Below are 12,895 nucleotides of genomic sequence, written 5' to 3'. Positions count from 1 at the left end.
CCTGACCGGCGCCATGGTGTTGTCGCTGACCTTCGTGCCGGCGGCGATCGCCACCTTCCTGCGCGGCCGCGTGGCTGAGCACGACAACCGCCTCATGCGCTGGTCGCGGGCCCGCTATACGCCGCTGCTGGATTGGGCACTGCGGCGCCGGGTCGTGGTGCTGGCAGGCGCGGCCGTGCTGGTGGTGGGCTGTGGCGTGCTGGCCACCCGCTTGGGTTCGGAGTTCGTGCCGAGCCTGGATGAAGGCGACATCACCTTGCAACCCATGCGTATTCCCGGCACCAGCCTGGAGCAGTCGGTGGCCATGCAGGAAACGCTGGAGAAGCGCCTGGCCCAGTTCCCGGAGGTGGCCAACATCTTCTCCAAGATCGGCACCGCCGAGGTGGCCACCGATCCGATGCCGCCATCGATGGCCGACACCTTCCTGATGCTCAAGCCCCGCGACCAGTGGCCCGATCCGCGTAAGCCCAAGGCCGAGCTGGTGGAAGAGCTGGAGGCGGCAGCCAAGGAAATCCCGGGCAGCAACTACGAGTTCACCCAGCCCATCCAGATGCGCACCAACGAGTTGATCTCCGGCGTCCGTTCGGACGTGGCAGTCAAGGTCTACGGCGACAATCTGGACCAGCTGACGCGCCTTGCCAGTCGGGTCGAGCGGGTCATGCGCAGCGTCCCCGGCGCCGAAGACGTCAAGGCCGAGCAGGTCTCGGGCCTGCCGCTGTTGACCATCACGCCAGATCCGGCGGCATTGGCACGGTATGGCCTGAATCCGGGCGATGTGCAGGAGACGGTGGCCACCGCCATTGGGGGCAGTGTTGCCGGCCAGTTGATCGAGGGCGACCGCCGCTTCGACCTGGTCGTGCGCCTGCCCGAAGCGCAGCGCCAAGACCCCGCTGTGCTGGCAGATCTGCCCATTCCGCTGCCGGCAAGCACCAGTGTCGATGAGTCCAGCCGTCTGGCCGCCGGCGCCAATGGGGGGCCTCGCACGGTGCCGCTGCGGGAAGTGGCCAAGATCCAGGTGGAGCGCGGGCCCAATCAGATCAACCGCGAGAACGGCAAGCGCCGCGTGGTGATCACCGCCAACGTGCGCGAGCGCGATCTGGGCGGGTTCGTCGGCGAGTTGCGCACACGCATCGGCCAGGATGTCGCGCTTCCAGAGGGCTACTGGATCGATTACGGCGGTACCTTCGAGCAGCTGATCTCGGCCACCCAACGCCTGGGCGTGGTCGTTCCGGTGACACTGGCGTTGATCTTTGCTCTGCTGTTCATGGCCTTCGGTTCGGCCAAGGATGCGACCATCGTGTTCAGTGGCGTGCCACTGGCGCTGACCGGCGGTGTGCTGGCACTGGCTCTGCGCGGGATTCCCCTGTCGATCTCGGCCGGCGTGGGCTTCATCGCACTGTCGGGCGTGGCCGTACTCAACGGCCTGGTCATGATCGCCTTCATCCGCCGTCTGCGCGAACAGGGCGATCTTCTGGACGACGCTGTCCGGGACGGCGCCCTTGGACGCCTGCGGCCGGTGCTGATGACCGCCCTGGTAGCCTCGCTGGGCTTCCTGCCCATGGCCTTGAATGTCGGCGCCGGCTCAGAGGTGCAGCGCCCGCTGGCCACTGTCGTCATCGGGGGGATTGTGTCATCCACCGCATTGACCTTGTTGGTGCTGCCGGTGCTCTATCGTTGGCTGCATCGCGACCGAGCTCCCCGCGGCGATCGCACTGCCTTGGAGTCCTCGAAATCATGAACGAGATCAACCTGGAACAGGTCCGCGCGGCGATGTTTACCGACCCGGGTGTGAAGGCGGTAGACGACGTACGCCTGGTCCCCGGCAAAGAAGATGGCCGTGCGATCGCGGCCACCATCACCGTCGCTGCCCCCTCAGTTGACTTGGACTTGGTGCACGCGGTGACCGCCCGCGTGCTGGCCGACCAATTCGGCATCGATCAGGTCATGCTGTGCTTCAACGATCCGGGTCCGGTGCCGCCGCCCCCCACCGCGGCACTCTTGAAGAAGATGTGATCGCCTGCGGCCCTGTGCGCCGACAGGGTCATTGAGCGAGCGGCAGCCAAATCCAGAGAGCGACGAGCGTGGCCAACAGGACCGGGGGCGTGAGGATTAGCCCTACCTTCATGTACTGTCCCCACGTGATCCGTTGGCCCTTGCCGGCGAGGACGTGCAGCCACAGCAGGGTCGCGAGCGACCCAATTGGAGTGAGCTTGGGGCCAAGGTCGTTGCCCACGACGTTGGCATAGATCATCAATTCGCGGGTGGCGGCCGGAAGATTGGCCCCATCGATGGCCAGCGCGCCCACCAGCGTCGCCGGCATGTTGTTCATGATCGAAGCGAGGCCCGCCACTGCGAAGCCGGTACCGATCGTGGCCACAAAGGTTCCCTGCGCCGCCAGCCACTCAAGCACCGCACTTGCCGCCTTTGTCAGCCAGGCGTTGCCAAGCCCATAAACCACCAGATACATGCCAACCGAGAACAGCACGATCTGCCAGGGCGCACCGCGCAGAATCTTGGTCAGGGCCATGGTTGCGCCTCGGCCGCCTGTCGCCCAGCGACCTGCAATTGCCATCAGCACCAGCGCAGCCACACCCGTCACCAAGGCGATCGGGACGCCTAGCGGCCCGGTTACGAAGTAGGCAACGAGCAGTAATGCGAGCAGGGGCAAAGCGGCGCGGAAGACAGCCTTGTCGCGGATCGCTTGATGCGGCGCTTCAAGATCGTGGACCGGGTAGGTGCGAGGAATGTCGCGGCGGAACCAGAGCCACAGAACGATCAGCGTGGCGCCGACCGACACCAAATTCACCGGCACCATGACCGCTGCGTAGCGCCCGAACGAGACGCCAAAGAAGTTCGCGGTGACGATGTTGACCAAGTTCGAGACAACGAGCGGCAGGCTGGCCGTATCAGCGATGAAACCGCATGCCACAGTGAACGCCAGCGCACTCGCAGGCGGGAAGTTCAAGCGCAACAGAATGGCCAGGACAATCGGCGTCAACAGGAGAGCCGCGCCATCGTTGGCGAACACTGCCGCGATCGCAGCGCCCAGCAAGACGATCAGTGGAAAGAGCTTCCGACCATTGCCGCCGCCCCAGCGGGCCACATGTAGGGCAGCCCATTCGAAGAAGCCGGCCGCGTCTAGGATGAGCGAGATGATGATGAGTGCGACGAAGGTGAACGTCGCATCCCAGACTATCCCCCACACCGTGGCGACGTCACCCCAACCGACGACGCCGGTGGCCAACGCTACTGCGGCGCCGGCGAGTGCCGACCAACCGATACCGAATCCGCGCGGCTGCCAGATGACGAATACAAGGGTGACGATGAAAATCGCGAGGGCAAGCATGAAGCGCTCCGACAAGGGTTAGATGGAGCGCTGATTCACGCGCTTGGACAGTTCTTCGGCGCTCTCAACACGCTCGGAATAGCGATCGGTCAGATACGCTGAGCGTCCACGCACCAGCCAGGTGAACTTCACCAACTCCTCGCATACGTCAGCAACGCGCTGATAGTACGCAGACGGCTTCATGCGCCCGTCCTCATCAAATTCCTGGAAGGCCTTGGCCACCGAGGACTGGTTCGGGATGGTGACCATGCGCATCCACCGGCCGAGTACGCGCAGCTGGTTTACCGCGTTGAAGCTCTGCGAGCCGCCGGACACCTGCATCACCGCCAAGGTTTTGCCCTGTGTTGGGCGCTTGGCGCCGTCGACCAGAGGAATCCAGTCGATCTGCGCCTTCATGATTCCGGTCATGGCGCCGTGGCGTTCGGGGCTGACCCAAACCATGCCTTCGCACCAGTACGCGAGTTCGCGCAGCTCACTCACCTTCGGATGATCCGGGGTGGCTCCGTCAGGCAGTGGTAAGTCGTGCGGATCGAAGATCCGCACGTCGCAGCCGTACCAGCGCAAGAGTCGGCCGGCTTCTTCTGCCAGCAGCCGGGAATAAGAGCGTTCCCGCAGCGATCCATAGAGGATGAGGATCCGCGGTGGGTGCCTTGGCTCGCCGGGCCCAGCTAGTGCGTCAACGTCGATCGGTGCAAGTTGCGTTGCGTCGATGCTCGGCAGATCTACGGCAATGCGATCAATCACGTCGACGCCCCGGCTGCGGTCACGATTTCGCCGTCTTCCTTGGTGAAGGAGGACACCGGGTTGTCGAGCAGCGCGAGCACCTTTTCGGACGGTCGGCACAGCGCCACGCCCCGGTCGGAAACAACGATGGGACGGTTGATCAGGATCGGGTGCGCCATCATCGCGTCCACCAGTTGTTCGTTGGTGAGCGCGGGATTATCCAAGCCCAGCTCAGCGTACGGTGTTCCCTTCTGGCGCAGGAGCTCACGAGGGGACATGCCCATCGCGGCGAGCAGCTCGACCAGCTTCTCGCGCGTGGGCGGCGCCTGCAGGTACTCGATGACCACCGGGTCTTCACCAGACTGGCGCATCATTTCAAGGGTATTCCGAGACGTGCCGCAGGCCGGGTTATGGTAGATCGTCAGCGTCATGATGATCCCTCAAGCCACGTCGGGTCGGGTCGGGGCGACGTGGCGCCCTCGAACTGCCCGATGTCGCTTACCTGCGCCGTCAAGGCCGCCCGCGACAGCGTGTGGATCGGTAGCGCGACGAACGCCTTGATGCGGTTCTCCATGTACACCAGCGCCTGCCGGAAGGCAGCGCGCTGCCACATGTCCCCGCGCGTTTCGTGGCTAGGGTCCTCGATGCCCCAGTGCCCGGTAACCGGCTGTCCTGGCCAGAACGGGCAGGCCTCGCCGGCGGCTTGGTCGCAGACGGTGAACACGAAATCCATGCGCGGGGCATCCGGCACTCCGAACTCGTCCCACGCCTTGGAGCGCAGGCCCTCGACTGGGTAGTCGGCCTGACGCAGCGTCTCGATTGCCAGAGGGTGGACCTCCCCCTTGGGGTGGCTGCCCGCGGAGAACGCATTGAAACGGCCATCGCCGATCTTGCGAAGGACGCTCTCGGCCAGGATCGAGCGGGCTGAATTACCGGTGCATAGGAACAGGACGTTAAAGGGCTGAGGAAAGCTCATGCGCAGGTCTCCGCGGTACAAGGAGTGACGAGGTTATTGAGGGCGCCGCAGATGTCCGGATTCCCGGAACAGCAGTCCTCAGTGAGGAATTCAAGAAGCTGGCGCATGTCCTCGTAGCTGGCCGCGTACAGGACGCGCCGCCCGTCGCGCCAAGAGCGCAGAAGGCTCGCCCGCTCCAGGGTCGCAAGGTGAAAGCTCATGCGCGGTGGCGCAATCCCAAGCGCTTCGGCGATCTCGCCCGACGGCATGCCATTGGGGCCTGCGCGCACGAGCATCCTGAATGCGGCTAGGCGGTCGGAATGCGCAAGGGCAGACAGCGCTGAGACAGCAAAGTCATCTTTCATAACTGCACTATACAACTATTCTTGTAGAATCAAAATGAGGTGGCGGACCCTCCGCCTCTACTCGGCGGAGCTGAGGAAGGTCGCCCGTGGCCGATGGCAACACCGTCCACGGCGAGCCTGTCTCGACATAGCGCCGCTCCTTCGCCATTTTCGCGAGGTCAGCTTCCAGGTGAAGCCAGTTAGTGGCCGACGCAGTTCTGGTCCGAGGGCGACACCGCCGCTCCTCGGATATCCCGCGGACCCAGCTACTGTGCAGGAGCGATTCGGGTGATCCTGGCCGTCATGCCTCGCGCCTCGAAATCGAACTGCACTTTCTGTCCGACCTCCACCGGAGCGATCAGCTCGGGCGATGCCGTGAAGCCCATCGTCATAGCCGGCCAGTGCAGTGCTTCTACCGGGCCATGGGCGATGGTGATCTTGCCGGCAGCAATGTCGACGGACTCCACCGTGCCGGCGGCTGAAGCGTTTTTAGCCCTCTCGGGCGAAGCGGGTTTTTCCCGATCAGCCATCTGTGCATGTTCTGTGGCCGACATAGCCATGTTGTCAGCCGTCGCAGCGGAGCCATGGGTGGTCGCATCGTCATTGCTGGGTGCCTGCGAGCATGCTGCCAGCAGCAGTATCGCCAGGGTGGACGCGAAGGGCATCAGTTTCATCTGTTCTTACCTCGATTATTGAAGGGTGACTGCAGAGTCATGCGACGGCAACGCAGTCGGCCTGCCGCCACCGTTATAAAAGCAATTTCAATGTGGTCTTTGACACGTCGCGGCATCTGGCGGCGGTGCCGCGGGCGTGGTTCGTGACAAAGTGCGACCACGCAGCAGGCGATACGCGGCCGGAATCACCAGCATCGACAGCAATGGCGCGGTGACCATCCCGCCGATCATCGGCGCGGCGATGCGTTGCATGACTTCCGACCCGGCACCGCCACCGATGAACAAGGGCAGCAGGCCGGCGAGGATCACGGCGACGGTCATGGCCTTGGGTCGCACGCGCAGCACCGCGCCTTCGCGGATGGCCGCCTCCAGCGTGGCGAGAGTCTCCGGTTCGCCCGCAGCGAGGCGCCGCTCCCAAGCGTGGCGCAGGTACAGCAGCATGATCACGCCGAACTCGGCGGCGACGCCGCCCAACGCGATGAAACCGATCATGGTTGCGATCGACATCGCGTGGCCGAGTCCCCAGATCAGCCACAGCCCGCCGACCAGCGCCAGCGGCACGCTCAGCAGAATGATGGCTGCCTCGCTGAAGCGGCGGAACACCAGGTAGATGAGCAGAAAGATGATCGCCAGAGCGGCCGGCACGACCCACTGCAACCGAGCCAGCGCCCGCGCCAGGTATTCGTACTGGCCCGACCATGCAATGCCATAACCCGGCGGCAAGGTGATGTCCTTGGCGGTGCGCTGCTGCAGGTCCTTCACCACCGAACCGAGATCCCGGCCGGCGACATCGACGAAGATGTAACCGACCAGACGTCCGTTCTCGCTCTTGAGCATCGGCGGTCCGGGCGTCAGCGTCAGATCGGCCACTTGCCCCAGCGAGAGTTCCACGCCACCTGGAGCCACCAGTGGCAATTGCGCTAGCGCCGCCAGCGAATCGCGTTGCCCGCGGGGGTAGCGCAGCACAATGGGATAGCGCTCGCGGCCCTCGATGGTCTCGCCGATGGGATCGCCACCGACGACCGTGGCGATGAGCTGCTGCAGATCCGCCTGGCTCAAGCCGTAGCGGGCTGCGACTTCCGGACGGATGCTGACATCAACATAGCGACCGCCGGTCACGCGCTCGGCCAACGCGGAACTCACACCGGGCACCGTTCTCGCGAGGCGTTCAAGTTCGCTGCTGATCTGCTCGATAACCCGGGTGTCCGGCCCCGACACCTTGATCCCGATCGGGCTCTTGATGCCGGTGGCAAGCATGTCAATGCGGTTGCGGATCGGTGGCACCCACAGGTTCGTCAGACCCGGCACCTTCACCGCCGCATCAAGTTCAGCACGCAACTTGTCCATGGTCATGCCAGGCCGCCATTGATCGCGCGGCTTGAACGTCACCGTGGTCTCGAACATCTCGATCGGCGCCGGGTCGGTTGCGGTATCGGCACGGCCGGCCTTGCCGAACACGTGCGCGACCTCGGGCACGGTCTTGATCATGCGGTCGGAAAGCTGCAGCAACTGACCGGACTTTCCCGCCGACAACCCCGGCAGCGCTGTGGGCATGTACAACAACGTGCCCTCGTCGAGCGGCGGCATGAACTCGCTGCCGATGCGCGCATAGGGAACGGCAGTGAGCAGCAGCAACAATCCGCTCAAACCCAGCGTCAGGCGCGGGTGCCTCAGGACCCAGTCCAGCACCGGCCGGTAGCCGGCGATCAGCACGCGATTGACGAGGTTGGCCTGCTCGGGACGGATGTGGCCGCGGATCAGGTAACCCATCAGCACCGGGATCAGGGTCACCGACAAACCGGCCGCCGCCGCCATCGCATAGGTCTTGGTGTAGGCCAGCGGGGAGAACAGCCGGCCCTCCTGCGACTGCAGCGCGAACACCGGCACGAACGACAAGGTGATCACCAGCAGGCTTGCGAACAGTGCCGGACCGACCTCGATGGCCGACGCGGCCATCAGATCCCAGCGTTCCTCGCCCTCCGGGTCACGACCGTTGGTTTCGCGCCAATGCTCCAGATGCTTGTGCGCGTTCTCGATCATCACCACGGCACCGTCGACCATCGCGCCAATCGCGATGGCGATGCCGCCCAACGACAGCAGGTTCGCGGTGATGCCCTGGTAGCGCATCACGATGAACGCGGCCAGCACGCCAAGCGGCAGCGTGATCACCGCGACCAGTGCCGAACGCAGGTGCCAAAGAAACAGAGCGCACACCAGCGCCACCACCAGGAACTCCTCGCCCAGCTTGTGGGTGAGATTGCGTACGGCCCCATGGATGAGCTCGGAGCGGTCATAGACCGGCACGATCTCCACGCCCTCCGGCAGGCTGGCTTGCAACTGCTTCAGTCTTGCCTTGACGTTCTCGATCGCGCTCAACGCATCCTTACCGGTGCGCAGCACGATCACGCCACCGGCGACTTCGCCCTCGCCGTCGAGTTCGGCGATGCCGCGGCGGAAGGTCGGGCCACGGGTGATGGTGGCCACTTCGCCCAGCAGGACGGGCACGCCGGCGGCGGTGCTGCTGAGGGGGACGCGCTCGAAATCCTCGCGGCTGCGCAGGTAGCCCTCGCTGCGCACCATCAGTTCGGCCTCGCCCTGTTCGATCACCGAGCCGCCGGTGGCACCGTTGGCCGCATCCACCGCCGCGATCACCTGCGCCACGGTGAGGTCGCGGGCCGCCAGTGCCTGCGGGTCGGGCACGATCTGCCAAGCGCGCACCATGCCGCCGACGCTGGCGACCTCGGCCACGTCGGGCACGGTCTTCAACTCGTAGCGCAGGAACCAGTCCTGCAGCGCCCGCAACTGGCCCAGGTCATGCTGGCCGGTGCGGTCCACCAAGGCGTACTCGTAGATCCAGCCCAAGCCCGTGGCGTCGGGCCCAAGGGCCGGACTGACGTCTGGAGGCAATTGATCGCGGACCTGGCTCAGGTACTCCAGTACGCGCGAGCGCGCCCAGTACAAGTCGGTGTCGTCGTCGAACAGGATGTAGACGTAGGAGTCTCCGAAGAACGAGAACCCACGCACGGCGGTGACGCCGGGCACCGACAACATCGTCGTGGTCAGTGGATAGGTGACCTGGTCTTCGACGATGCGGGGCGTCTGGCCGGGCCATTGGGTGCGGATGATGACCTGGGTGTCGGACAGGTCGGGCAGCGCATCCAGCGGTGTGTGTAGCGCCGACCACAGGCCGGCGGCAGCCAGCAGCACGGCCGCCATCAGCACGAGGGCGCGGTTGGCGATGGAGGCGCGGATCAGGTGGGCGATCATGGTTGATCTCCCGCGCGTTCTCCGATCGGCTCAAGCCGTTCCACCGTCAGTCCCTTGGCGTCGGAGCGGACAAAGGCGTGTACGCGGTCGCCAGTCTGGATGTCCTTGGCCACGTCCGGATTGGCCAGCGGAAAAGCCATCGTCATGCCCGGCATGTTCAGCGTCGCGAACGGGCCGTGGTCGAGGGTGATCTGTCCGCCGGCGATGGACTCGACGGTGGCCTCAGTCTCGTGCAGGACCGCTTGGCCCGCGGCTTCGGGCGCCTTGGCCGTTTCAAGACGTCCGAGCAATCCCGACAAACTGGCCTCCGAGTCGATCAGGAACTGGCCCGACACGACCACGCGCTCGCCGCCCTTGAGCCCGGCGAGGATTTCGGTGCGGCCACCGCCACTGCGGCCGGTGCGCACGCGCACCGGCTGGAAGCCGCCCTTGGCGTCCTGCACGATCACCCGACTGTCCGTGCCGGTGGCGATCAGCGCTTCGGTGGGCACCAGTGGTACCGGTGCGCCGCCTTCGGGCTGCACCGTCACCTCGGCAAACATGCCCGGCGCCAGCGCGCCGTCGGGATTGCGCAGCACGATCCGGGCCTGCTGCGTGCGGCTTGCCGTATCGACTTGCGGCAGCAGGGTTTCGACTTCGCCTGCGAAGGTCTGCCCCGGAAACGCGCTGACGACCGCCTCGACCGGCGTGCCCGGTCGCAACCGCGCCGCATCGGCCTGCGGGATCGCCGCCTCCAGCCACAGCGTGGCCGTGCCGTTGACGCGGAACAGCGGTGTGCCGGGCATCACCGTCTGGCCTTCGCGGGCTAGCACTTCGGTGACCACGCCGTCGTGCGGTGCGCTCAAGGTCACGCTGCCGTCGCGGCCCAGGCCGCCGGGCACGCCGAGTACGCGCAGCCGTTGCTGCGCGGCCGACTGCAGTTCCCGTGCCGACGCGGACTGCGCATGGCGCAGCGCCTGCGCTTCGGCCAGCGCACTGCTCCATCCTGGTGCCAGCAACGCCGCCAGCGGCTGACCCCGTGCGACCCTCGTGTACGGGGCCTTGACTTGCACCCGGCTCACCAGGCCTTCGGTCACCGCGCTAACCACGGCTTCCCGGCGAAGATCCCAGGCCAGCGTGCCTGGCACGCGCATCGTCGCCGCCAACCGGCCGACCTCGACTTCCTCGGTGCGGATGCCCACGCTCTGCCGCAGGCCCGGGTCGATGTTGACGCCACCGCCGGCCACTTCGTCGGCGTACTTCGGCACCAGTTGCATGTCCATGAAGGGCGACTTGCCCGGCTTGTCGAAGTGCTGGTCTGGCACCATCGGGTCGTACCAGTACAGCGCTTTGCGCTCGCCAGCAGCGGTCGCCGGTGCATCGGCTATCGCCATGTCGTGGTCGCTTCCGCGCTGGGCCCACCAGTAACCACCGGCGAGGCCGGCCACCAGCAGTGCGGCCGCTGCGGCGATCATCGCCACTCGATTCATCGTGTACGTCATGGCGAGCGTTCCTCTTCGGGCAGCAGATAGGCCAGCGCCGCCCAGGCGCGGCCGAGTTCGCCCAGGTGGCGGGCGTGCATCACGTGCAGTTCGATTTCGTCGCGGCGCGCTTCGAGCCACGGTTGCAGGTCGGCGCCGGCGGCGTAGGCGGCCAGCGCGGTCTTCGCGCGGTCACGGGCCAGCGGGAGCGACTCGGTTTCCTTGCGCGCCACCTGCCGCTTGAGTCCTTCCCATTCGGCCAGGGTCATGCGCACGCGCTCGGCCTGTGCACGACGGGCGTCCTCGCGTTCGGCGGCCACCGTGTCCAGTTCGGCACGCCGCGCGGCCACGCCGCGGTCCTGCCGGTTGCGCGGGAACAACGGCAGATCGATCGCGAACTCGACCATCAGCATGTCGCTGCGTGGCAGGCCTTCGGGCGTGCGTTCGCGCTGCCCGTAAGTCACGCCGAGGCTCCAGTCCGGCCGCTTCTCGGCAATGGCAGCATCGACTTGCGCTTCGGCGATGGTCTCGCGGGAGTGCCAAGGCAGAAGTGGCCCTTGTCGATCGACCGAGGCCACCAGCGTGGCTGGGGCAACCGGCAGCGTCATCAGCTCGGGCGGTGCGCCCTCGATGCGAAGCGCCATCGGTTCTTCGCCCAACCAGCGTGCCAAGCTGGCACGCGCGGCTTCCAACGACGCCTCGGCGTCGTCGATGCGGTTTTCCACTTCCAGCGCGGCGTTTTGCGTCGCCATCGCGTCGACCGCCGAACCGGTGCCGCCGGCGAGCCGTGCCTTGGCGGAGCGAACGGCTATGCCGGTTGGTTCGCGCAGGGCCTGCAACGCCGTGACTTCTCGTTGCGCCGCCCACTGGGCGATCCAGGCTCGCGCCACGGCCTGTCGCACAGCGAGTCGTTCGGCCACCGACAGCGCCTGTGCCTGCTCGACGGTGCGGTCGGCGACCGCCTGGCGTGCCTGACGCTTGGCATGAGCCGGAAAGTCTTGCATCACGCCGATCTGCTTCATGGTCATGAAGTCGGCGCTGGCGTCGAACGCGTCGGCGCCCGTTACCGGTAGATTGGCGACGCCCAGCGTCAACCTAGGGTCGGGCAAGGCCGCCGCGCGGACGGCTTCTTCCTGGCTGGCCGCAATCTGCGACTGACGCGCCTGGAGCATCGGGGCGCGCTCGGCCGCCAAGCGTACCGCGTCATCGAATGTGATGCTGGCCGTAGCAGACCAGGCAGGAGCGACGGCAAACAAGCCGAAAGCGAGCACCCAGACGCGCAAACGGCAAATGCTGCACCGGTGGTGCAGCGGGGAAGAAAACGACATGAGACCTCCGAACACGCAACGACGAGCGCGCCGGCGGATCCGGCAGCGCGGGGACGAGTTACGTTGGGGGTCTAGATCTGCAGGCTACAGAAGCGCTGCGCCGGCGGCGGGTCGGACCGGCAGGTGGGCACGTCTTCGTAGTACTGGGCTTCAACCGGCGGCAGTAAGGCCGCGGTCAACGCGAAGTGCACCGGCGGCAGGCCGAGCGACGGCACCTGTGGCGCTTTGAGGTCTTGGCTGGTGACGTGATCCCGCAGACAATGCTGGTCGCACAGGGCCGGTACCTGCGGATCGGGCATTTCCATGCCTTCGCAACCGGCCATGACCATCCGCGGTTCCAGTGGCGTTTCGCTGACGGGACACGCATAGGCGGCCAGCGCGATTTGCTGGAACAACAGCGCCAGCAATGCCAGCCAAGCAAAGCGCAGACGGAGCGAACGGGTCCGGAACGCGCGCAGCTTCATCGGCGACCCGCGCAGGGCAACACGACCACCCGAGCACACGGGCGTTGGTTACGCGTAAGAGGGGCCAAGGAAGAGAGCATTGCGAATGAGCATAGCTCTGCGAGTGCTTGCTTGGAAGCGCGGTACATGCCGGAAGTTCACGGAATGGTGGTTTCGTACTGCTTGACGTCTGTCTGACGGGCCCAACGGGGTATCACGCGGGATAATTCAATATTATCCCGTATAACTATTTTCGCCGACGAGCGGTCGTCTACCTGCTTTAATAGTATGTAATTACATGGTATGTAATACATTACGAAATAAAGTGGGGTGGCACGATGGCGCGCGCAGGACT

12 protein-coding genes are annotated in these 12,895 nt (G+C 65.6%); 2 read left to right on the top strand and 10 right to left on the bottom strand.

The genetic code is table 11. The features are described from left to right. Together ACI2JH_RS00060 and ACI2JH_RS00055 are read left to right on the top strand one after the other, a co-directional pair. Window positions 1-1,738 (top strand): efflux RND transporter permease subunit (locus ACI2JH_RS00060; RefSeq protein ID WP_404735070.1); only part of this gene is annotated, 1,738 nt, incomplete at its 5' end. Continuing rightward, window positions 1,735-2,013 carry a hypothetical protein gene (locus ACI2JH_RS00055; protein WP_182338183.1) on the top strand — a complete coding sequence of 93 codons (279 nt, stop codon included), beginning with the start codon at window positions 1,735-1,737 and terminating at the stop codon, window positions 2,011-2,013. The genes ACI2JH_RS00060 and ACI2JH_RS00055, both read left to right, overlap by 4 nt. A gap of 28 nt (window positions 2,014-2,041) precedes the next feature. Here ACI2JH_RS00055 and ACI2JH_RS00050 read toward each other — a convergent pair whose 3' ends face one another. From ACI2JH_RS00050 to ACI2JH_RS00005, 10 genes are all read right to left on the bottom strand, one after another. Continuing rightward, window positions 2,042-3,346: an arsenic transporter gene (locus tag ACI2JH_RS00050; protein WP_182338184.1), complete on the bottom strand. Its 1,305-nt coding sequence runs from the start codon at window positions 3,344-3,346 to the stop codon at window positions 2,042-2,044. Window positions 3,347-3,364: 18 nt separating this feature from the next. Beyond that, the gene (gene arsH / locus ACI2JH_RS00045; protein WP_182338185.1) at window positions 3,365-4,090 is read right to left on the bottom strand and encodes an arsenical resistance protein ArsH; all 726 of its coding nucleotides are present in this window, start codon (window positions 4,088-4,090) and stop codon (window positions 3,365-3,367) included. Beyond that, window positions 4,087-4,500 carry an arsenate reductase (glutaredoxin) gene (gene arsC, locus ACI2JH_RS00040; protein WP_102789630.1) on the bottom strand — a complete coding sequence of 138 codons (414 nt, stop codon included), beginning with the start codon at window positions 4,498-4,500 and terminating at the stop codon, window positions 4,087-4,089. The genes arsH and arsC overlap by 4 nt, the downstream gene beginning before the upstream one ends. After that, window positions 4,497-5,045, bottom strand: a complete 549-nt coding sequence (locus tag ACI2JH_RS00035) for an arsenate reductase ArsC (RefSeq protein ID WP_102789629.1) — start codon at window positions 5,043-5,045, stop codon at window positions 4,497-4,499. The genes arsC and ACI2JH_RS00035 overlap by 4 nt, the downstream gene beginning before the upstream one ends. Continuing rightward, window positions 5,042-5,389, bottom strand: a complete 348-nt coding sequence (locus ACI2JH_RS00030; RefSeq protein WP_102789628.1) for a helix-turn-helix transcriptional regulator — start codon at window positions 5,387-5,389, stop codon at window positions 5,042-5,044. Before ACI2JH_RS00030 ends, ACI2JH_RS00035 begins: the two co-directional genes overlap by 4 nt. Before the next feature lie 245 nt (window positions 5,390-5,634). Continuing rightward, window positions 5,635-6,042, bottom strand: coding sequence for a copper-binding protein (locus tag ACI2JH_RS00025; protein ID WP_246333236.1), 408 nt, complete (start codon window positions 6,040-6,042; stop codon window positions 5,635-5,637). An 87-nt stretch (window positions 6,043-6,129) separates the two neighbouring features. Further along, entirely contained in the window at window positions 6,130-9,309 is a 3,180-nt protein-coding gene (locus ACI2JH_RS00020; RefSeq protein WP_404735069.1) for an efflux RND transporter permease subunit, read from the bottom strand. After that, on the bottom strand, window positions 9,306-10,790 hold the full coding sequence (locus tag ACI2JH_RS00015) for an efflux RND transporter periplasmic adaptor subunit (protein ID WP_167390410.1): 1,485 nt from the start codon (window positions 10,788-10,790) through the stop codon (window positions 9,306-9,308). The genes ACI2JH_RS00020 and ACI2JH_RS00015 overlap by 4 nt, the downstream gene beginning before the upstream one ends. Further along, a complete protein-coding gene (locus tag ACI2JH_RS00010) occupies window positions 10,787-12,097 on the bottom strand; it encodes a TolC family protein (RefSeq protein ID WP_182338186.1) in 1,311 nt (436 codons plus the stop codon). Before ACI2JH_RS00010 ends, ACI2JH_RS00015 begins: the two co-directional genes overlap by 4 nt. 71 nt (window positions 12,098-12,168) lie before the next feature. Continuing rightward, window positions 12,169-12,561, bottom strand: coding sequence for a hypothetical protein (locus ACI2JH_RS00005; RefSeq protein ID WP_102789625.1), 393 nt, complete (start codon window positions 12,559-12,561; stop codon window positions 12,169-12,171). Window positions 12,562-12,895: the final 334 nt, after the last annotated feature.

Source organism: Stenotrophomonas sp. NPDC078853 (assembly GCF_044901215.1).
Taxonomy (GTDB): Bacteria; Pseudomonadota; Gammaproteobacteria; order Xanthomonadales; family Xanthomonadaceae; genus Stenotrophomonas; species Stenotrophomonas lacuserhaii.
This window is presented reverse-complemented; position numbering and strand designations above follow the sequence as displayed.

Bases quoted from the DNA above. Each gene is read 5' to 3' on its own strand.
- ACI2JH_RS00055 (WP_182338183.1), top strand. From the start codon at position 1,735: ATGAACGAGATCAACCTGGAACAGGTCCGCGCGGCGATGTTTACCGAC.
- ACI2JH_RS00050 (WP_182338184.1), bottom strand. From the start codon at position 3,346: ATGCTTGCCCTCGCGATTTTCATCGTCACCCTTGTATTCGTCATCTGG.
- arsC (WP_102789630.1), bottom strand. From the start codon at position 4,500: ATGACGCTGACGATCTACCATAACCCGGCCTGCGGCACGTCTCGGAAT.
- ACI2JH_RS00035 (WP_102789629.1), bottom strand. From the start codon at position 5,045: ATGAGCTTTCCTCAGCCCTTTAACGTCCTGTTCCTATGCACCGGTAAT.
- ACI2JH_RS00030 (WP_102789628.1), bottom strand. From the start codon at position 5,389: ATGAAAGATGACTTTGCTGTCTCAGCGCTGTCTGCCCTTGCGCATTCC.
- ACI2JH_RS00025 (WP_246333236.1), bottom strand. From the start codon at position 6,042: ATGAAACTGATGCCCTTCGCGTCCACCCTGGCGATACTGCTGCTGGCA.
- ACI2JH_RS00020 (WP_404735069.1), bottom strand. From the start codon at position 9,309: ATGATCGCCCACCTGATCCGCGCCTCCATCGCCAACCGCGCCCTCGTG.
- ACI2JH_RS00015 (WP_167390410.1), bottom strand. From the start codon at position 10,790: ATGACGTACACGATGAATCGAGTGGCGATGATCGCCGCAGCGGCCGCA.
- ACI2JH_RS00010 (WP_182338186.1), bottom strand. From the start codon at position 12,097: ATGTCGTTTTCTTCCCCGCTGCACCACCGGTGCAGCATTTGCCGTTTG.
- ACI2JH_RS00005 (WP_102789625.1), bottom strand. From the start codon at position 12,561: ATGAAGCTGCGCGCGTTCCGGACCCGTTCGCTCCGTCTGCGCTTTGCT.